Raw genomic sequence first — 17,773 nt, 5'->3', positions numbered from 1 at the left:
AGATTCAACCTTTGGGTAAGAGCGGCATAGTGCCGGATTAATCATGTCGGTTAAAAAAGCCGACGATGGCAGTGAGCGCGACTGAGCGCATATCGTCCTTTTCAAAAAGGATCTCATGATAAGCACCTTCTATGACAAGCGGGGTGTCACCTTCACAAGGCTTGCCCGCTGCGGCGCGTAATTCACAGTAGCGGTCGTGCATGCGGTTATCCACGACCCGTTCTTCTTCCGCCTGGATGAGCAACGTCGGCGTGTTGTCATCGGCGGCACCTGCGAGGATTTGCTCGCCGGCCAGCACGCCTTCACGCACCCAATGGTACGTTGGCCCGCCGACACGCAGGAAGGGGTTATCCGCATAAAACCCCAGATTACGGCGATAGCGTTCACGGCTGTGAGTCAGTACGTTGAGACCGAACGGCAGCGCATGCCAGCGTCCTGTCCCCATCGCATAGCTTTCACGAATGCGCCGATGGCCCTCGGCGAAATCGAGAATGTGACGCACCATCCAGTCAGGCAGACGCATGATGATACCGAACATCGGCGCACAAAGCGCTATCGCATCACACAGCCCCGGATGGCGTTGCAGCAGCAACGTAGAAATCGCGCCGCCCATGGAGTGCCCAAGAATGTAGCGCTTGCGCCACGGGCCGGGAGCGACCTCCTGTTGCCAGAAGGCGTTCAGATCGTCGACATAATCGCTGAAATTCACCACATGCCCACGGTGGCTGTCGTCGAGCAGTCGCCCGGAAAGCCCCTGCCCGCGGTGATCGATAATCAGCACGTCAAAACCGCTGTGGAACAGGTCATAGGCCAGTTCAGCGTATTTCACATAGCTTTCAATGCGCCCCGGGCAAACCACAATCACCCGATCGTTTTGCTCTGCGCGAAAGCGGACAAAGCGTACCGGAACACCGTCTACGCCTTTAAACTCTGCTTCTTCACGCTGGCGCCAGAAATCGTTCAGTGGCCCCATGGTGAAAGCAGCATACGCGTTTTCTCTTGTTTTCCAGTCCATTTCTTGCTGAAACATCGGGTATCCACCCTTGCTAACCGCGGAAGATCGTATTTTCAGTGACGTGACTTACAACACCTGCTTTATACGGTATTGTGGCATAAAAACTGTGCCTCAGGAATTTCTCATGACCTTTGAATGGTGGTTCGCCTATCTGCTGACGTCGATTATCCTCAGCCTTTCTCCGGGCTCCGGAGCTATCAACACCATGACCACTTCCATCAATCACGGCTATCGCGGCGCTGCCGCATCGATCGCCGGGCTGCAAACCGGATTGGGTATTCACATCGTGCTGGTCGGTGTCGGGCTGGGAACGTTGTTTTCTCGCTCGGTAATGGCGTTTGAGGTGCTGAAGTGGGCCGGTGCCGCTTATCTTATCTGGCTCGGCATTCAGCAATGGCGCGCGGCGGGCGCTATCGATCTCAATACCGTGGCAAAAACTCAGTCACGCGGACATCTTTTCAAGCGCGCGGTGTTTGTGAATCTGACCAACCCGAAAAGCATCGTCTTTCTGGCGGCGCTGTTCCCGCAGTTCATCATGCCGCATCAGCCGCAGGTAATGCAGTACGTGGTGCTCGGGGTGACGACCATTGTGGTGGATATCATCGTGATGATTGGCTATGCGGCGCTGGCGCAGCGCATTGCGGGCTGGATCAAAGGCCCTCGTCAGATGAAGGCCCTGAATAAAGTCTTTGGTTCGCTGTTTATGCTGGTTGGCGCGCTGTTAGCTTCTGCGCGCCATGCGTAATTAGCGGGAGATAATCAGGTGGATGCCGAATCCGGCAAACAGGGTTCCGGCTACGCCATCAATCCACTTCGCCATGCGCTGGTAACCCCGGCGCATGGACGGCAGCGCAAACAGGCTTGCCACCACGGTAAACCACGCGAAAGTTTCAACGATAATCAGCAGGAAAATGCCCCAGCGCTCTGCGGCTCCCACGCTGTCGCCCACGAACAGTGAGAAGACTGAGCCGAAGTAGATAATCGCTTTGGGGTTGGCCAGATTGGTCAGCAGGCCTTTGAGGAAGCTTTTTCCGCTCTGCGCCAGTTCGACGGCTGGTTCAGCCGCTGTCGCATCGCTTTTCTTCAGCGCGCCGCGCAGCATCTGATAGCCCATCCAGCAGAGATAAAGCCCGCCGCCGACCATCACGATGTTATGCAGCCAGGCCATTTTTTCGAGGAGCAGATGCAGGCCCAGGAGCGCCACGCCAGCCCAGACCATCACGCCTGCGGTAATGCCGAGCACGCCCATCATCGCTTCTTTTCGGGAGCGACTGACCGCCGTTTGCGACACGAAGAAAAAGTCCGGGCCCGGGCTCATCAGTGCAATCAGATGCACCATCGCCACGGTGAGAAATAACATCAGCATAAAAAATAACTCGCGGGGAAGTAATTCAGTGAGTGATTATCCTGGCACTTTTTCGCCCGGCTGACTACTCCTCATCATCGCCATCCACGTGCGAGCGGATCAGCGCCAGAAACTCCTGACCAAAACGCTCGAGCTTGCGCATTCCCACGCCGTTCACGCTCAGCATTTCACCCGGTGAGGTCGGCATTTGCTCCGCCATTTCAATCAGCGTCGCGTCGTTAAACACCACGTAAGGCGGGATGTTTTCTTCGTCGGCAATGGATTTACGCAGCTTGCGCAGTTTGGCGAACAGTTTGCGGTCGTAATTACCACCATACGATTTCTGCGCGACGCGAGGTTTGAGCGCGAGCACACGCGGCACAGCCAGCTGTAGCGGGACGTCGGCACGCAGGATCGGACGCGCCGCTTCGGTGAGCTGTAAGGCAGAATGATGGGCGATGTTCTGGGTTGCAAAGCCCATGTGGATGAGCTGGCGAATCACGCTGACCCAATGCTCGTGGCTCTGCTCGCGGCCAATGCCGTAAACGGGCAGCTTGTCGTGTCCCATTTCGCGGATACGCTGATTATTCGCCCCGCGCAGCACTTCCACCACGTAGCCCATCCCGAAACGCTGATTCACGCGATACACCGTCGAGAGCGCTTTGCGCGCATCTTCCAGCCCGTCGTACTGACGCGGGGGATCAAGGCAAACGTCGCAGTTACCGCACGGCTCCTGACGCCCTTCGCCAAAGTAGTTCAGCAGCACCAGGCGGCGGCAGGTTTGCGCTTCCGCAAAGGCACCCATCGCATTGAGCTTATGACGTTCAATGTCCTGAAGCTGCCCGGCAGGTTTCTCTTCGAGGCAGCGGCGCAGCCAGGCCATGTCGGCCGGATCGTAAAACAGCATCGCTTCCGCAGGCAGGCCATCACGCCCGGCGCGGCCGGTTTCCTGGTAGTAAGATTCGATGTTGCGCGGAATATCAAAGTGAACCACAAAGCGCACGTTGGGCTTGTTGATGCCCATGCCAAACGCCACGGTCGCCACCACGATTTGCAGGTCGTCTCGCTGGAACTTCTCCTGCACATCGGCACGCACGTCGTTTTCCAGCCCGGCGTGATAAGCCCCGGCGCTGATACCACGACTTTGCAGACGGGCGGCGGTGTCTTCCACCTTTGAACGGCTGTTGCAGTAAATAATGCCGGATTTACCGCGCTGCTCCTGCACGTAGCGCATCAGCTGATCGAGAGGCTTAAACTTCTCCATCAGCATGTAACGGATATTGGGGCGGTCGAAGCTGCTGATTTGAATCAGCGGATCGTTGAGGCCGAGCAGACGGACGATATCGCTGCGCGTCGTGTCGTCGGCAGTCGCCGTCAGCGCCATAAACGGCAGCGCCGGGAAGCGCTGACGCAAATGCCCTAATGCGGCATATTCAGGACGGAAATCGTGGCCCCACTGGGAGATACAGTGCGCTTCGTCCACCGCCAGCATCACCGGATTCCAGTGGCTGAGGTTTTCGAGGAAGTTGTCGAGCATCAGGCGCTCGGGCGCGATATAGAGCAGGCGGATTTTGCCCGTTCGGCATCCCGCCATAATCTCCTGCTGCTGTTCGCGGGTCTGGGTTGAGTTCAGACAGGCCGCCGCCACACCGTTGGCGAGCAGCTGATCGACCTGGTCTTTCATCAGCGAGATAAGCGGGGACACCACCACCGTCAGGCCTTCAAGCACTAACGCCGGGATTTGATAGCAGAGCGATTTTCCGCCGCCCGTCGGCATCACCACCAGACAATCGCGCCCTTCAAGCACGGTCTCGATGATCGTTTCCTGTCCCGGGCGGAATTGCTGGTAGCCGAAGGTTTCCTGCAAAACCTGTCTTGCCAGCGTTACCTGATTGATCACTTCCGCCTGCGCCACACTCACCCCAGTCCTGAAATAAAAACAGGCGCTATTTTCAATGATTGAAATTATAACCGCCTGATTTAATTTAACTTAAAAGATAGATACTTGAAAAAACACATGCATTATACGAGCAATTATCGAGCCGTACGCAGGTATCATAAACGCTCAGCAGGCAAAACCCTACCTCGTTTTATCTACGTATTGCACTCATGCAATGTCTCACCACGGTAGAAACCATCTCATTTATGATTACAAGTCTGGCATTCACAAAATTTATGTATCTCATTGATTTCAAATAATTATCTTTGCATCTTTTTCTTGACAAGCTTTCGCAACAGGTTATTTATTATGCAAAATTAACCGTTATAAACCTAAAGGGAATTTTCATGGCGATACCAGCTTATTTATGGCTCAAAGATGATGGCGGCGCAGACATTAAAGGCTCTGTTGATGTTCAGGATCGAGAGGGGAGTATTGAGATCCTCGGATTTGGCCACGGGCTTCACCTTCCCACTGATAGTAATACGGGAAAAATCACAGGTACGCGCATACATAGCGCTCTGACTTTCGAGAAAGAATTCGATTCATCAAGCCCCTACATCTATAGGGCTGTCGCAAAGGGCCAGACACTTCAATCAGCTGAGTTCAAGTGGTACAAAATCAACGACGCAGGTCAGGAGGTTGAATACTTCAATATGCTGCTCGAAAAAGTGAAGGTTGTTTCTATTTGCCCCATGATGCATGACTGCAAAAATCCTGGCACCGAAAAGCATAACCACCTCGAAGGGGTTTCACTCCGTTACGAAAAAATAACCTGGAAATACTGTGACGGTAGCATTCAGTTTTCAGACGCGTGGAACGAAAGATGATCCGCTGCACCTTTCACCTTAACGGCGGTGCTTTATCTACGTTAAGCTGCCCTGGTATAGGTTTCTTCCCGGCCTACTCCGGCAATGCGGGGCCGATGAGAAACAACCCTGACTCTATTAAGATTAAGGACATTGGCCCACTCCCGGCAGGACAGTATTTCATCGTAACTCGCGGGCGCGGCGGGCTGGGAACCAGAGCTCGTGACTGGTTCCAGTCTGAAGCAACGGGATCCGATCGGTCAATCTGGTTTGCGCTATACAGAAATGATAGCCGCATCGATGATCTGACATTCATTGAGGATGTTGAAAGGGGCCATTTTAGACTCCATCCGGCAGGATATGCAGGCAGGAGTGACGGTTGTATCACACTGCCTCGCAGATCAGATTTTACACTTCTGCGAGAAGCTCTGCTTAAAACGCCGGCGTTCAAAGTCTCCGCCTCTTTAACAGCCTTTGGCACTATCCAGGTGTACTAATGAAACCCTATCAATTCGCCTTGCTCTGGCTGGCATTTTTTGGTTCTTATCTGATTATCGTGGCGGTCGGCTATATCCTGCTCCCTGAAGGTTCACTGTTCGGGGTTGCCGTTAAGTTTTTTGGAGACATCAGCAGTGAAGATTGGGACAACATGATGGGTTATCTGATTTTCATCGGCTCCGGATTACTCAATGCTGGTTTAGTGTGGTCAGTGGCGGCTGCCTGCATGAGCAAGCAGCGGCGCACCAATGATCATTAAACCGCCGGATCCTGTAACCAACTGCCCGCACACCTGCGGGCTTTTTTATGGCTTATTGCAAATTAGCGTGAATACTGCGCCGGGCGGCGCTGCGCTTGCACCAGCCTACCAGGCGTAATTCAGCGCCTGAGGACAAGAGTGCAACGATTAAAACAGATCGTTGAGCATTACGCCTACGCCGACGCGCGTCTGATTGAAGTTGTAATCAATCAGCGACTCGCCGTAACCGCTGTAAACCTGAGTATAAACACGCATATGCTTCGTCACCGGGTAGCTTATACCCAGCTCCGCACCGCCGTAACCAGTGTTCCAGTTGTACTGGCCTTTCGCACTCAGCACTGCGTCGCCCAGCTGATAACCAATTTTCAGCTGGTAGTAACCCATGTATTTGGTGATATCCGGGTTATCGTCGGTGTCGCCGATGACAAACCACGGCTTCACTTCAACCATCATGTTGCCGTTCTGCGCCATCAGACGCGTATACATGCGGTTCCAGCTGCGGGAGGTAGGGTCTGAGCGACCGTTGGAGTCGTGGTTATAACCCACTTCAACATCGCGCAGCGTCCAGCCTGCAAACTCGTAATCGGTCGCAAAGCCTAAGAAAAGCTGTGGCTCATAGTTAGTTTCGCGGAAAGGCGAAGACTCGCCGGTATTGGAAAGCTGCCACCAGGACTTTTGCGTGTACGAGGCGCCCAGCACGGAATTGTCGCCCAGAATGCCGCGCCAGATAGGGAACGCCAGGCTCAGCTGATATTTCACCTCATCCTTACGCGCATTCTCCGCCCAGTTGTAGGTCTGGATGGCCTCTTTGTTGATGTCGCTGCTCCACGTATAGATCAGATAGTTGGTGTCATACGGGTAGAGCGTGAACGGGTTGTCGTGCTCCTGCAGCATGTTAGCGATGATACTGCCGCGAACGGCGGGCGTATCATGAACATCCTTGATCGTGGCTTCCTGTGCGTAAACGGAAAGCGGCAGCCCTGCTACTGCCAGTAACCAACCCAGCCTGGTTCGCATCGGGAGTTCTCCTGAAATTAATGTTTATTTTTGGATTATTATTCGCCCGACATTCTACCCATTTATCTCTGCAATGCGCGGTTATCCGTTCCGAAAGTCGCACTCAACAGTTAATCTATATAAAATCAACATTTCATTAACCAATGGACAGGTTGCTATGTCTAAAGAACTGACCGCCGAGGAAGCCTTAAAACTGGTCGGCGATATTTTTGTGTATCACATGCCGTTTAACCGTGCGCTTGGCCTGGAGCTGGAGCGCTATGAAAAAGCGTTTGCCCAGCTCAGCTTCAACAATCAGCCGATGATGGTCGGCAACTGGGCGCAAAGCATTCTTCACGGCGGCGTGATTGCTTCGGCGCTGGATGTGGCGGCAGGCCTGGTTTGCGTGGGCAGCACGCTGACTCGTCACGACACCATTAACGAAGACGAGCTGCGCCAGCGCCTGTCGCGGATGGGCACCATCGATTTACGTGTCGATTATCTGCGCCCGGGGCGTGGGAATCGTTTTACCGCCACCAGCAGCCTGCTGCGGGCGGGCAACAAAGTGGCGGTGGCTCGGGTCGAATTGCATAACGAAGACCAGGTCTACATCGCCAGCGCCACGGCGACTTATATGGTGGGTTGATCAGGTAAATTCAGGTAAAATCGTTTTACTTTTCTGTAACGGATTTTACTGATGGATGCTAAACAGACGCGGCAAGGCGTACTACTCGCCCTTGCCGCTTATTTTATCTGGGGCGTGGCACCGGCTTACTTCAAGCTGATCCACTACGTGCCAGCCGATGAGATTCTGACTCACCGTATTATCTGGTCCTTCTTCTTCATGATTGCGCTGATCTCCATCAGCCGTCAGTGGAGCGGGATCAAACGCCTGTGCCAGACCCCGAAAAAAATCCTGATGCTGGCGGTGTCCGCCGTGCTTATCGGCGGCAACTGGCTGCTGTTTATCTGGGCGGTGAACAATCAGCACATGCTTGAAGCGAGCCTCGGCTACTTTATTAACCCACTGGTGAACGTGGTGCTGGGAATGATTTTCCTCGGCGAGCGTTTCCGTCGTATGCAATGGCTGGCGGTCGCGCTGGCGGCGTGCGGCGTGCTGGTGCAGCTCTGGACGTTTGGCTCCCTGCCGATCATTGCGCTGGGTCTGGCCTTCAGCTTTGCGTTCTATGGCCTGGCACGCAAAAAAATTGCTGTCGATGCGCAGACCGGCATGCTGGTTGAAACGCTCTGGCTGTTGCCTGTGGCGGCGATTTATCTGTTCGGCATTGCCGACAGCGCCACCAGCCATATGGGGCAAAACCCATGGTCACTGAATTTGCTGCTGATGGCGGCAGGTGTCGTCACCACTATTCCGCTGCTGTGCTTTACCGGTGCCGCCACGCGTCTGCGTCTCTCGACGCTCGGTTTCTTCCAGTACATCGGCCCGACGCTGATGTTCCTGCTGGCTGTCGTGTTCTACGGTGAAACACCGGGTACCGATAAGATGGTGACCTTTGCGTTTATCTGGGTCGCGCTGGCACTCTTTGTGATGGATGCGGTTTACACGCTGCGACGCGCGCCAAAAGCCTGATGCCCGGCTTTGCTGAAAAACGGCAAAGCTCATCCGGTTAAATTCTTTGTTATTTCAGACGGCTTCTCACATCTTCAACGAATGTATTCCTGAAATGTGAAGGCCGGATGTTACCTCCTGACAGCGCCAGACGTTCTGCCTGGCTTAACGACTCCCAACGGCTGGCGGTGCGCCAGTGGTCTCAAAGCTGGCTGTGGCGCAGCGAGCTCCCCACGTGGCTGCTGATGATCACGATTTACAGCGGCTGGTTTGCCACGCTGGCATTCCATCAAACGCTGGGGCTGGTCGCCTCGACTGCCCTGCTCATTCTGTTGACCACCTGGTATATGTCACTTCAGCACGAGCTTATTCATGGGCATCCGACCCGCTGGCCGCGTCTCAACCAGCTGTTCGGCCTTTTGCCTCTGGCCGTGTGGTATCCGTATGGCCTGTACCGCGATTCACATCTGGCGCATCACCGTAATCAGCTGCTGACCGTGCCGGGAGAAGATCCGGAAACTTACTATTTTTCAGCCGAACGCTGGCAGCGTTTCAGTGAGTGGCAACAACGGGTGATCCGCTGGCGAAACACCTTTGTCGGGCGATTGCTGCTGGCTCCGCTGCTGGATATCTTCGGCGTGCTTGCGGGAATGGTGGCTTCATTTCGCCGTGGTGAACGCCCTGCTATCGCCATGTGGCTGGTTCATTTCATCCTGCTCGCCCTGGTTTTTTACTGGCTGGAGCATAACGATTTCCCGATCCTGTGGTATCTCGCTGCGGTCAGCTATCCAGCGCTTGCCGTGACAAAAGTCCGTTCTTTCCTGGAGCACCGCGCGGCGGACGATCCGCTGGCACGCTCCGCCATTACCGAAACCTCATTACCGTGGCGGCTGCTGTTCCTCAATCTGAACTATCATTCGGTACACCACGATTTACCCGGCGTGCCCTGGTATGGCCTGCGCAAAGTCTGGCTGCGCGATACAGAACGTTATCAGCAGCGGAATCAGGGATTCGTGGTGAAAGGGTATCGGGAATGGTGGCGCAATTATCGCTTCCGCCCGGTCGATGTCACGGTGCACCCGGGGAAATCACATGACCGCTAACATCGCTTTTCCGATGTATGACGTTTATCCCGCAGCCACCGATGCGCTGGCTGCCGCCGTGCTGCGCCGTTTTCCTGAGGCACACTTTCTGCGACCGGTAGAACTCCTCCCACACTGGCGTGACGACACGTTATTGTTGAGCCAGACCTGCGGATATCCGTTAATGACTCAGCTACCGGAGGTTCAGGTGGTGGGTCAGTTTCATTACCTCGCGCCGGGCTGTGAGGAAGGAAACTACCGTAGCAAGCTTGTGATCCGAAAGGGGGATGAAGGTAAAACTTTAGAAGCGTTTCGCGGGCGCATCGCCGCCAGCAATTCAGCAGATTCACAATCGGGGTATCACGCGCTGCGGAACAGCGTGGCGCATGACGATACGTTCTTTAGCTCACTTGTCTGGACGGGCAGCCATCGCCAGTCACTGAACGCGCTGCAAAATGGCGTGGCCGACATTGCAGCAATTGATTGTGTCAGCCTGGCGCTGTTCGCCCGTTATCAGCCAGAAGCGCTGGCGGGGCTTGCGATCATCGGCGAAACGGCGTTAACACCGGGTCTGCCGTTAATCACGTCGAGCCACACGTCAGAGAAAACGCTGGCGTTGCTACGCGACGTCCTGGGCGAGATCGCGACAGAAAAGGAAATTGCAGAACCATTGCTGATCGGCGGCTTCACACCTGCAAGCCGCCGGGATTATGAAGTGATTCTTACAGCCAGTTCTTACGCTTGAAGTAAAGATACGGCGCGAGGCCCGCGAGGATCATCACCACAATCGCTGCCGGATAGCCGAAGCTTAAATGCAGCTCTGGCATAAACTCAAAGTTCATCCCGTAGCTGGAGGCCACCAGCGTCGGCGGCAGGAAGACCACGGAGACCACCGAGAAGATCTTGATGATGCGGTTCTGCTCGATGTTGATGAAGCCCATCGCCGCCTGCATCAGGAAGTTCACCTTCTGGAACAGCGATTCGTTATGCGGCAGCAGCGATTCGATATCTCGCAGGATCTCGCGCGCCTGTTCCAGCTGGACGGCAGGCAAACGCGCCTTACGCACCAGGAAGTTCAGCGCACGTTGGGTATCCATCAGACACAAACGGACTTTCCAGCCGATATCTTCCAGCTCCGCCAGGGTGGAGAGGGCTTCGTCGTACTCATCACCCTGATGGCCTTCCATGATCACGCGGCTCAGCTTTTCCAGGTCGCTGTAGATGTTTTCAATTTCATCCGCCAGCTGTTCGATTTTTGTTTCGAACAGATCCAGCAACAGCTCGAAGGCGTTCCCGTCGACCATTTCCTGGTTACGGGCGCGCATACGATAGAGACGAAACGCAGGCAGTTCACGCTCGCGCAGGGTGAACAGGCGCCCTTCGCGAATGGTAAAGGCCACGGTGGAGTTACCCGCATGGTCGTCAGCATCTTCAAAAAAGAAGAAGGAGTGAATGTGCAGGCCGTCTTCGTCTTCGAAGAAACGGGCCGATGCTTCGATGTCTTCCAGTTCAGGACGTGTGGCCAGGTTTTGACCGAGCTCAGTCTGTACGCGGTTTCGCTCTTCATCATCCGGCTCCACCAAATCGACCCAGACAGAGCTGCCCAGATGTTCGATGTCATCAGACTCAAGACGCGTTAAGCGATTGTTTTCCAGTTGAAATGCGCTCAGCATGACCGGGACTCCCAATGCAAAAAATGATCGGACAGTACGTTGGGCACACAGAAACAATGGGGGTTTCAGACCATAAAGCCTGACTCAGAGCGACGGAATACGAGCGGGTCGCTGACAACCTCTAAGGCCATCAGCGTTGGGTGATAGCCTTAGGAGTTGTTCCTGGATTGCAGGAAGTTGAGCCAGCATCTACTGGGTGTGTCCAAGGTATCAGTCCTCTTAGCGTAATCGTGCGCGCATGTTACGCCAGCCTAAATGCAGCGTCAACACGCAACGAAAAGCCAGAGAGCTTTTCCACCCCTCTGGCAATTAAGACTAGCAGAACGTTAAAAAATTATTATGTTTTTCTTAAAGTTACACAGTTTCGAGACGAGCGTAAGCGGCAACCAGCCATTTGATCCCCTGGCCCTGGAACGCGACCTGCAAACGGCTGTGTTCACCGCTGCCTTCCAGATTGACGATGGTGCCTTCACCAAATTTCGGATGACGGACACGCTGGCCGAGTTTATAGCCCGTGTCGTTTTCCGCCATTGGCGTGCCCATGCGCTGGTGACTCACAGGACGGCTGACGGTGGCACGCAGACGGACTTCTTCCACGCACTCTTCCGGCAATTCACCCACAAAGCGTGATGGGCGGTGATAGACCTCTTTGCCGTACAGGCGGCGCGTTTCGGCGTAAGTCAGGGTTAGCTTCTGCATTGCACGCGTTACGCCGACGTAGGCCAGACGGCGTTCCTCTTCCAGACGACCACCTTCATCCAACGACATCTGGCTCGGGAACATGCCTTCTTCCATCCCGACAATAAACACCTGCGGGAACTCCAGACCTTTCGCGGAGTGCAGCGTCATCAGCTGTACTGCGTCCTGCCAGGTGTCCGCCTGCCCTTCGCCCGCCTCCAGCGCAGCGTGAGAGAGGAACGCCTGCAACGGCATCATGTCTTCTTCTTCGTCGTTGTAGCTGAACTGGCGCGTGGCCGTCACCAGTTCCTCTAAGTTTTCGATACGCGTCTGGCCTTTCTCGCCTTTCTCCTGTTCGTACATCATGAACAGGCCGGAATCTTTGATAACCCGGTCGGTCTGGACGTGCAGCGGCATGTCGACGGTTTCCTGCGCCAGCGCTTCGATAAGCTCCATAAAGCGCTGTAACGCGCTGGCCGCACGTCCTGCCAGGGCTTTCTCTTTCAGCAATTCACGGCAGGCTTGCCACAGCGTTAGCTGGCGATCTCGCGAGGCCTGACGCACGACATCCAGAGTGCGATCGCCAATCCCTCGCGTGGGGGTATTCACCACGCGTTCAAAGGCTGCGTCATCATTGCGATTGGCAATCAGGCGCAAATAAGAAAGCGCATCTTTGATCTCCTGGCGCTCGAAGAAGCGCATGCCACCGTAGATGCGGTACGGCATGCTGACCTGCAATAAGGCTTCTTCCAGCACGCGCGACTGGGCGTTGCTGCGGTAAAGAATGGCGCACTGCTCCAGTGCCCCGCCGTTGTCCTGCCAGGTTTTGATGCGGTTCACCACGAAGCGTGCTTCGTCGAGTTCGTTAAACGCGCAGTAGAGAGAAATCGGCTCGCCGTCGACGCCGTCGGTCCACAGCTTTTTACCCAGCCGCCCGTTGTTGTTCTCAATCAGGGCGTTGGCGGCGCTCAGAATGTTGTTCGTCGAACGGTAGTTCTGTTCCAGACGAATGGTTTCGGCACCCGGGAAATCGTTGAGGAAGCGCTGAATGTTTTCAACCTGTGCACCGCGCCAGCCGTAAATTGACTGGTCATCGTCGCCAACGATCATCACCTTGCCGGTGTCGCCCGCCAGCATGCGGATCCACGCGTACTGAATGTTGTTGGTATCCTGGAATTCGTCGACGAGGATATTGGTGAAGCGTTCGCGGTAGTGCTGCAAGATATGCGGCTTGTTGAGCCACAGCTCGTGCGCACGCAGCAGCAGCTCGGCAAAATCCACCAGCCCTGCGCGATCGCAGGCTTCCTGATAGGCTTTATAAACGCTGATCCAGGTTTGTTCGATAGGATTGCCGAAGCTTTGAATATGATGCGGACGCAGGCCCTCATCTTTCTTGCCGTTGATAAACCACATCCCCTGACGCGCGGGCCACTGCTTTTCGTCAAGGTTCATCGCTTTCATAAGGCGCTTCAGCAGGCGCAGCTGATCTTCGCTGTCCAGAATCTGGAAATCCTGCGGCAGATTGGCGTCGAGATGGTGCGCACGCAGCAAGCGGTGCGCCAGCCCGTGGAAGGTGCCAACCCACATGCCCCCCTGCGAAGAGCCCATCAGCTGCGCGATACGGTGACGCATTTCCGCCGCCGCCTTGTTGGTGAACGTCACCGCCATAATCGAATACGGCGAGCAGTTTTCCACGCTTTGCAGCCAGGCAATGCGGTGCACCAGCACGCGCGTCTTACCACTCCCCGCCCCAGCCAGCACCAGCAGGTTGGTACGCTTGGCCGCTACGGCTTCACGCTGTTTGTCATTGAGGCTGTCGAGCAGGTAAGAAACGTCCATTGGCACCGCCGGAGAAAATCGGGGTTCGCAGAACCCCTGTTAATATATACAGAGTTGCTGGTGATTATATCAGCGTAGTGAGGGATGCCAACCGCGAAATTTCAATGTGCGGCAGCAGGCGACTGTCGTTGATTTGCATCAGGTCGCCATCGAGCAGATTTATCCAGCACGCCTGCATGCCGCAGCGGACGGCACCGGCAACATCCGTGGTCAGGTCGTCGCCCACGTGCAGAATGTGTTCCAGCGGCACATCCAGGCGTTCAGCCGCCAGATGGTACATATCGCTGAACGGTTTCGAGCGCCCGTCAGGGCCAGCGCGAAGCACAAATTTGAAGTACTCATTCAGGCCGAACAATTCTGGCTGGGCATTGCCGTTGGTGATCGCCACCAGCGGCCATTTTTCTGCCAGCTTTGCGAGGGTGTCGTGCGTTTCCTGCGGCACGTCGATGGCGCTGCGCCATTTGGCGAAATTCATCATCGCGGCGTTAGCGCCGACTTCAGCCTCGCTCGTGGATAAACCCGCATTCAGCATCGCCTGCTCTACCGCACGACGCCGCCATTCGGTGACATCGTGATAGATTTCCGGCTCTGCCTGACGTAGCGCCGTGCGCAGTTGCTGGAAATCGATGCTCTCAAGCTGATTCAACGCCGGGTGATAGTTGCGAACAAACGCCAGCGACTCTTTCTCGGTGCGGCGAATCACCTGGCGGTTATCGTAAAGGGTGTCATCGAGATCAAACGTCAGGGCGGCTATCTGGCCCAGAGGACGGTAAAAACGCATTATTTCCCCCGTTTTGCGCGTGGATGCGCTTTGTCGTACACCGAAGCAAGGTGTTGAAAATCAAGATGGGTATAGATCTGAGTGGTCGACAGATTGGCGTGGCCCAGTAATTCCTGCACGCCGCGCAGATCGCCGCTCGATTCCAGCATATGGGTGGCGAAGGAGTGACGGAGTTTGTGTGGGTTGACGTGGCTGTTCAGCCCTTGTTTGATACCCCACTCGCCGAAACGCTTTTGCACATTGCGAGCCGAAATTCGCTTACCGAGTTTGGATAAAAACAGCGCGTCTTCTTCTGCGCCAAACAGCCCGCGTAAATCCAGCCAGTGTTCAATCCACTGCACCGCGTTGCGGCCAATCGGCAAACGGCGCTCTTTGCTGCCCTTGCCCATCACCCACACTTCACCCGATTCCAGATCGAGATGTTTCAAATCCAGACCAACTAATTCGGAAAGACGCAGACCCGCGCCGTACATCACTTCCAGCATCGCTCTGTCCCGCACGGCCAGCGGATCGTTAAGATCGATATCCAGCAGACGATTCACATCATCGACATCAATGTTCTTCGGCAGATGGCGCGGCGTTTTCGGCGCAGAGACGGCTTTCGCCGGGTTGACCTGTAGCTCGCCCTGTCCCACTAACCAGTCGAAAAAACTGCGTAATGCGGAGAGGCGCAGCGCGAGGCTGGCAGGGCCAAGCCCTTTGCGGCGGCTGCGGGTGGCAAAACTGCGCACCACGGCAGCGTCACATTGTTGCCAGCTTTTGACGCCGGTTTCATCGGCTAAAGCGATGATGGCATCAAGCTGACGCTGATAATTCAACACGGTGATGGGGCTTAACTGGCGCTCTACACCCAGATAACGCAGGAAACGTTCGGTGGCTGTCGCTAAAGGTGAGGCCGTCATACGCGCTCGACCCAGCGCTCCAGCAGGCCAGGTAACAGCAGCGAAATTTCCTGAAGGAGGTGTGTGCCTTGTCCTGCCTGATAGTGGTGCGCATCACGGCTGCTGAACAGGATCATGCCCAGATCGCCATCGCTGCCGAGCATCGACATCGCCACCGAGCCAATGGCTTTGGCATCCGGAATCATGACCAGCAATTCCGGGCCGTTGAGCGAACCAAGGAAATGCCGTTCCTGACCAAGACGTTGAATGCGAATGGGTTCAAAGGCCTGACGCGAGAGCGCCAGCTGAGTGAACTTAGACGGCGCGCCAATGCGCCAGCGATCGGCAAACAGGCGAACGGTTGCCCCTGCCAGACCCAGCTCGCGGGCCCAACGATGAAAGCGATTCAACATATCGTCGAGGCTTTCTGCCGCCGCGAGGCGCGTTTGCAGATGCAGCAGGCGGTAGAACAGGCTTTCGTTGGCCGTTGCCTGTTCCACCAGCAGCGACATGTTTTCTTCCAGCGCGTTGATTTGGTTTCTCGCCCGCGCCATGTGCCACTCAACCAACGACACCGTGCCGCGAACAGGATGCGGGACGCGCATCTGCTCCACAACCGGGGCGTTGCGAATGAAAAACTCAGGATGGTGCAACAGATACTCCACCACCGCGCTGTCATCCAGCGCGCTAAGCTCCGCCTGCTGCTCTTCCCCTATTTGTTTCATAAATGAATAAATCCGTCGTAGACATGTGCCGCCGGGCCAGTCATATACAACGGTTGACCCGGTCCTTTCCAGGCGATATCCAGCCGCCCGCCTGGCAGTTCCACGCGTACCTCTTCGGCCAGCAAGCCTTGCTGGATGCCCACCGCAACGGCGGCACAGGCTCCACTTCCGCACGCTTGCGTTTCGCCAGCGCCACGTTCATACACGCGCAAACGGATGTGGTCACGTTTGACGACCTGCATAAAACCGATATTGGCACGCTCCGGAAAACGCTCATGGCTTTCCAGCACCGGTCCTAATGTTTCCACCGCAGCGGTATCCACATCATCGACCTGAATGACGCAATGCGGGTTGCCCATCGAGACCACGCCGCACAATACTGTTTGTTCTGCCGCACGCATAATATAGGTCTTTTCCGCTTTGTTAGCGCGGAAAGGCACCTGCGAAGGCTCGAAGTTGGGTTCGCCCATGTTCACGTGCACCAGTTCGTCATCCGTTACGCTTAATACCATACGGCCATTAGCGGTGCTGACGCGGATATCACGTTTATTGGTCAGGCCTTTGATGCGAACAAAACGGGCAAAACAACGTGCGCCGTTGCCACACTGATTCACTTCGCTGCCATCGGCATTGAAGATGCGGTAGTGAAAATCGAGATCGGGATCGTACGGGGGCTCAACCACCAACAGTTGATCAAACCCTACGCCGAGATGCCGATCCGCGAGGCGACGAATCAGCTCCGGCGAAAAGAACACGTTCTGCGTCACCGCATCAACGACCATAAAGTCGTTGCCAAGGCCATGCATTTTAGAGAACTGCATCATCTACTCCATCCACGCAGAAACAACGACTGAGTTTTAGTAGTTCACCTGAGTCGGGCCACCGCTATCGCCGCGATCGTTACGAGTCGGCTCGGTGCTTTGCGTTCCAGGGTTTACCGGTTGGGTCGGCGGAGCGGCTGTTTTATCGGCCGGCGGAAAATAAAGAGGGCCTTTGAGACCGCAACCCGTCAGCGTAAACAACGCAGTCAAAAGGACCAGAGGTCCAACAATGTTCTTCATTCTAAAGTGCCTGTGGTTGATGCTTTCTGCTTTCTATCATCGCAGGAGAAGACGTAAAAGCAAGCGTTTAGCGATATACTGTCGCCATCACGCAATAATGGGAAACAAAAATGAACGACAGTGAATTCCATCGCCTTGCCGACACACTTTGGCTCACCATTGAAGAGCGTCTTGATGACCGGGACGGCGACAGCGATATCGATTGTGAGATCAACGGCGGCGTGCTGACGCTCAGTTTTGAAAACGGCAGCAAAATCATTATCAACCGTCAGGAGCCGCTGCATCAGGTGTGGCTGGCGACCAAACAGGGCGGCTATCACTTCAGCCTCAAGGAAGATGAGTGGGTGTGCGATCGCAGCGGCGAAACGTTCTGGGATTTACTGGAGCAGGCTGCGACTCAGCAGGCGGGTGAAGAGGTTAGCTTCCGCTGAATCTGTTTTGCCCGGTGGCGCTACGCTGACCGGGCCTACAACGGCTCGAAATGTAGATACTGTTATGCCACGCAAGCATTTTCCATATGCTGAGTGGCATCGAAAGGGCGTCCTGATTTCAGGACGCCATACGCCACCTGCGCCAGCTTCCGCATCATCGCCCCGATTATTAGCTTCCCATTTTTCCCGTT

Annotated in this window: 21 protein-coding genes; 9 read left to right on the top strand and 12 right to left on the bottom strand. The window is 55.3% G+C overall.

Annotation, left to right across the window (positions count from 1 at the left end; all coding sequences use genetic code 11):
• Positions 1 to 37: 37 nt before the first annotated feature.
• Positions 38 to 1,030, bottom strand: a complete 993-nt coding sequence (gene pldB / locus ACRCWW_RS01425) for a lysophospholipase L2 (RefSeq protein WP_438680795.1) — start codon at positions 1,028 to 1,030, stop codon at positions 38 to 40.
• Between the two features lie 109 nt (positions 1,031 to 1,139).
• On the opposite strand from pldB, the gene rhtB reads away from it, so the two are divergent.
• Complete coding sequence (gene rhtB / locus ACRCWW_RS01420) at positions 1,140 to 1,760, top strand: homoserine/homoserine lactone efflux protein (protein WP_438680794.1); 621 nt, start codon at positions 1,140 to 1,142, stop codon at positions 1,758 to 1,760.
• Here rhtB and rhtC read toward each other — a convergent pair whose 3' ends face one another.
• Both rhtC and recQ read right to left on the bottom strand, forming a co-directional pair.
• On the bottom strand, positions 1,761 to 2,381 hold the full coding sequence (gene rhtC / locus ACRCWW_RS01415; RefSeq protein ID WP_438680793.1) for a threonine export protein RhtC: 621 nt from the start codon (positions 2,379 to 2,381) through the stop codon (positions 1,761 to 1,763).
• Between the two features lie 64 nt (positions 2,382 to 2,445).
• Entirely contained in the window at positions 2,446 to 4,275 is a 1,830-nt protein-coding gene (gene recQ, locus ACRCWW_RS01410; protein ID WP_438680814.1) for an ATP-dependent DNA helicase RecQ, read from the bottom strand.
• A gap of 371 nt (positions 4,276 to 4,646) precedes the next feature.
• On the opposite strand from recQ, the gene ACRCWW_RS01405 reads away from it, so the two are divergent.
• Genes ACRCWW_RS01405 through ACRCWW_RS01395 form a run of 3 tightly spaced genes read left to right on the top strand, consistent with a single transcriptional unit; the run spans position 4,647 to position 5,865 of the window.
• Positions 4,647 to 5,129, top strand: coding sequence for an Hcp family type VI secretion system effector (locus tag ACRCWW_RS01405; RefSeq protein ID WP_438680792.1), 483 nt, complete (start codon positions 4,647 to 4,649; stop codon positions 5,127 to 5,129).
• Positions 5,126 to 5,605: a DUF2778 domain-containing protein gene (locus ACRCWW_RS01400; RefSeq protein WP_438680791.1), complete on the top strand. Its 480-nt coding sequence runs from the start codon at positions 5,126 to 5,128 to the stop codon at positions 5,603 to 5,605. Before ACRCWW_RS01405 ends, ACRCWW_RS01400 begins: the two co-directional genes overlap by 4 nt.
• A complete protein-coding gene (locus ACRCWW_RS01395; protein ID WP_438680790.1) occupies positions 5,605 to 5,865 on the top strand; it encodes a hypothetical protein in 261 nt (86 codons plus the stop codon). Before ACRCWW_RS01400 ends, ACRCWW_RS01395 begins: the two co-directional genes overlap by 1 nt.
• Before the next feature lie 147 nt (positions 5,866 to 6,012).
• Here ACRCWW_RS01395 and pldA read toward each other — a convergent pair whose 3' ends face one another.
• On the bottom strand, positions 6,013 to 6,882 hold the full coding sequence (gene pldA, locus ACRCWW_RS01390) for a phospholipase A (protein WP_438680789.1): 870 nt from the start codon (positions 6,880 to 6,882) through the stop codon (positions 6,013 to 6,015).
• A 157-nt stretch (positions 6,883 to 7,039) separates the two neighbouring features.
• Here pldA and yigI point away from each other — a divergent pair, with 157 nt between their 5' ends.
• The 4 genes from yigI to ACRCWW_RS01370 all read left to right on the top strand — a co-directional run bounded on the left by yigI (position 7,040) and on the right by ACRCWW_RS01370 (position 10,258).
• Positions 7,040 to 7,507: an acyl-CoA thioesterase YigI gene (yigI, locus tag ACRCWW_RS01385; RefSeq protein WP_438680788.1), complete on the top strand. Its 468-nt coding sequence runs from the start codon at positions 7,040 to 7,042 to the stop codon at positions 7,505 to 7,507.
• A 51-nt stretch (positions 7,508 to 7,558) separates the two neighbouring features.
• Complete coding sequence (gene rarD / locus ACRCWW_RS01380; protein ID WP_438680787.1) at positions 7,559 to 8,452, top strand: EamA family transporter RarD; 894 nt, start codon at positions 7,559 to 7,561, stop codon at positions 8,450 to 8,452.
• 107 nt (positions 8,453 to 8,559) lie between these two features.
• A complete protein-coding gene (locus ACRCWW_RS01375) occupies positions 8,560 to 9,534 on the top strand; it encodes a fatty acid desaturase (protein WP_438680786.1) in 975 nt (324 codons plus the stop codon).
• A complete protein-coding gene (locus tag ACRCWW_RS01370) occupies positions 9,524 to 10,258 on the top strand; it encodes a phosphate/phosphite/phosphonate ABC transporter substrate-binding protein (protein WP_438680785.1) in 735 nt (244 codons plus the stop codon). Before ACRCWW_RS01375 ends, ACRCWW_RS01370 begins: the two co-directional genes overlap by 11 nt.
• On the opposite strand, the gene corA is transcribed toward ACRCWW_RS01370, so the two are convergent.
• The 8 genes from corA to lptM form a co-directional block, all read right to left on the bottom strand.
• Positions 10,236 to 11,186 (bottom strand): magnesium/cobalt transporter CorA, encoded by a 951-nt coding sequence (gene corA, locus ACRCWW_RS01365; protein ID WP_438680784.1) that lies wholly within the window; start codon positions 11,184 to 11,186, stop codon positions 10,236 to 10,238. The two genes, ACRCWW_RS01370 and corA, sit on opposite strands and share 23 nt — an antisense overlap.
• A 149-nt stretch (positions 11,187 to 11,335) precedes the next feature.
• Complete coding sequence (gene ysgD, locus ACRCWW_RS01360; protein WP_366509402.1) at positions 11,336 to 11,392, bottom strand: YsgD/CorL family protein; 57 nt, start codon at positions 11,390 to 11,392, stop codon at positions 11,336 to 11,338.
• 148 nt (positions 11,393 to 11,540) lie between these two features.
• Positions 11,541 to 13,703: a DNA helicase II gene (gene uvrD, locus ACRCWW_RS01355; protein ID WP_438680783.1), complete on the bottom strand. Its 2,163-nt coding sequence runs from the start codon at positions 13,701 to 13,703 to the stop codon at positions 11,541 to 11,543.
• Positions 13,704 to 13,767: 64 nt separating this feature from the next.
• A complete protein-coding gene (gene yigB / locus ACRCWW_RS01350; RefSeq protein ID WP_438680782.1) occupies positions 13,768 to 14,484 on the bottom strand; it encodes a 5-amino-6-(5-phospho-D-ribitylamino)uracil phosphatase YigB in 717 nt (238 codons plus the stop codon).
• Positions 14,484 to 15,386, bottom strand: coding sequence for a tyrosine recombinase XerC (gene xerC, locus ACRCWW_RS01345; protein ID WP_438680781.1), 903 nt, complete (start codon positions 15,384 to 15,386; stop codon positions 14,484 to 14,486). Before xerC ends, yigB begins: the two co-directional genes overlap by 1 nt.
• The gene (locus tag ACRCWW_RS01340) at positions 15,383 to 16,090 is read right to left on the bottom strand and encodes a DUF484 domain-containing protein (protein ID WP_438680780.1); all 708 of its coding nucleotides are present in this window, start codon (positions 16,088 to 16,090) and stop codon (positions 15,383 to 15,385) included. Before ACRCWW_RS01340 ends, xerC begins: the two co-directional genes overlap by 4 nt.
• Positions 16,087 to 16,911 (bottom strand): diaminopimelate epimerase, encoded by an 825-nt coding sequence (gene dapF / locus ACRCWW_RS01335; protein ID WP_438680779.1) that lies wholly within the window; start codon positions 16,909 to 16,911, stop codon positions 16,087 to 16,089. Before dapF ends, ACRCWW_RS01340 begins: the two co-directional genes overlap by 4 nt.
• Before the next feature lie 36 nt (positions 16,912 to 16,947).
• On the bottom strand, positions 16,948 to 17,151 hold the full coding sequence (gene lptM / locus ACRCWW_RS01330) for an LPS translocon maturation chaperone LptM (RefSeq protein ID WP_438680778.1): 204 nt from the start codon (positions 17,149 to 17,151) through the stop codon (positions 16,948 to 16,950).
• A 110-nt stretch (positions 17,152 to 17,261) separates the two neighbouring features.
• Here lptM and cyaY point away from each other — a divergent pair, with 110 nt between their 5' ends.
• Positions 17,262 to 17,582 (top strand): iron donor protein CyaY, encoded by a 321-nt coding sequence (gene cyaY / locus ACRCWW_RS01325; protein ID WP_438680777.1) that lies wholly within the window; start codon positions 17,262 to 17,264, stop codon positions 17,580 to 17,582.
• Positions 17,583 to 17,773 lie beyond the last annotated feature (191 nt).

Source organism: Scandinavium sp. (assembly GCF_051650185.1).
Lineage (GTDB): Bacteria > Pseudomonadota > Gammaproteobacteria > Enterobacterales > Enterobacteriaceae > Scandinavium.
This window is presented reverse-complemented; position numbering and strand designations above follow the sequence as displayed.

Coding starts and splice junctions, on each gene's coding strand:
- pldB (WP_438680795.1), bottom strand. CDS start 1,030: ATGTTTCAGCAAGAAATGGACTGGAAAACAAGAGAAAACGCGTATGCT.
- rhtB (WP_438680794.1), top strand. CDS start 1,140: ATGACCTTTGAATGGTGGTTCGCCTATCTGCTGACGTCGATTATCCTC.
- rhtC (WP_438680793.1), bottom strand. CDS start 2,381: ATGCTGATGTTATTTCTCACCGTGGCGATGGTGCATCTGATTGCACTG.
- ACRCWW_RS01405 (WP_438680792.1), top strand. CDS start 4,647: ATGGCGATACCAGCTTATTTATGGCTCAAAGATGATGGCGGCGCAGAC.
- ACRCWW_RS01400 (WP_438680791.1), top strand. CDS start 5,126: ATGATCCGCTGCACCTTTCACCTTAACGGCGGTGCTTTATCTACGTTA.
- ACRCWW_RS01395 (WP_438680790.1), top strand. CDS start 5,605: ATGAAACCCTATCAATTCGCCTTGCTCTGGCTGGCATTTTTTGGTTCT.
- pldA (WP_438680789.1), bottom strand. CDS start 6,882: ATGCGAACCAGGCTGGGTTGGTTACTGGCAGTAGCAGGGCTGCCGCTT.
- yigI (WP_438680788.1), top strand. CDS start 7,040: ATGTCTAAAGAACTGACCGCCGAGGAAGCCTTAAAACTGGTCGGCGAT.
- rarD (WP_438680787.1), top strand. CDS start 7,559: ATGGATGCTAAACAGACGCGGCAAGGCGTACTACTCGCCCTTGCCGCT.
- ACRCWW_RS01375 (WP_438680786.1), top strand. CDS start 8,560: ATGTTACCTCCTGACAGCGCCAGACGTTCTGCCTGGCTTAACGACTCC.
- ACRCWW_RS01370 (WP_438680785.1), top strand. CDS start 9,524: ATGACCGCTAACATCGCTTTTCCGATGTATGACGTTTATCCCGCAGCC.
- corA (WP_438680784.1), bottom strand. CDS start 11,186: ATGCTGAGCGCATTTCAACTGGAAAACAATCGCTTAACGCGTCTTGAG.
- uvrD (WP_438680783.1), bottom strand. CDS start 13,703: ATGGACGTTTCTTACCTGCTCGACAGCCTCAATGACAAACAGCGTGAA.
- yigB (WP_438680782.1), bottom strand. CDS start 14,484: ATGCGTTTTTACCGTCCTCTGGGCCAGATAGCCGCCCTGACGTTTGAT.
- xerC (WP_438680781.1), bottom strand. CDS start 15,386: ATGACGGCCTCACCTTTAGCGACAGCCACCGAACGTTTCCTGCGTTAT.
- ACRCWW_RS01340 (WP_438680780.1), bottom strand. CDS start 16,090: ATGAAACAAATAGGGGAAGAGCAGCAGGCGGAGCTTAGCGCGCTGGAT.
- dapF (WP_438680779.1), bottom strand. CDS start 16,911: ATGCAGTTCTCTAAAATGCATGGCCTTGGCAACGACTTTATGGTCGTT.
- lptM (WP_438680778.1), bottom strand. CDS start 17,151: ATGAAGAACATTGTTGGACCTCTGGTCCTTTTGACTGCGTTGTTTACG.
- cyaY (WP_438680777.1), top strand. CDS start 17,262: ATGAACGACAGTGAATTCCATCGCCTTGCCGACACACTTTGGCTCACC.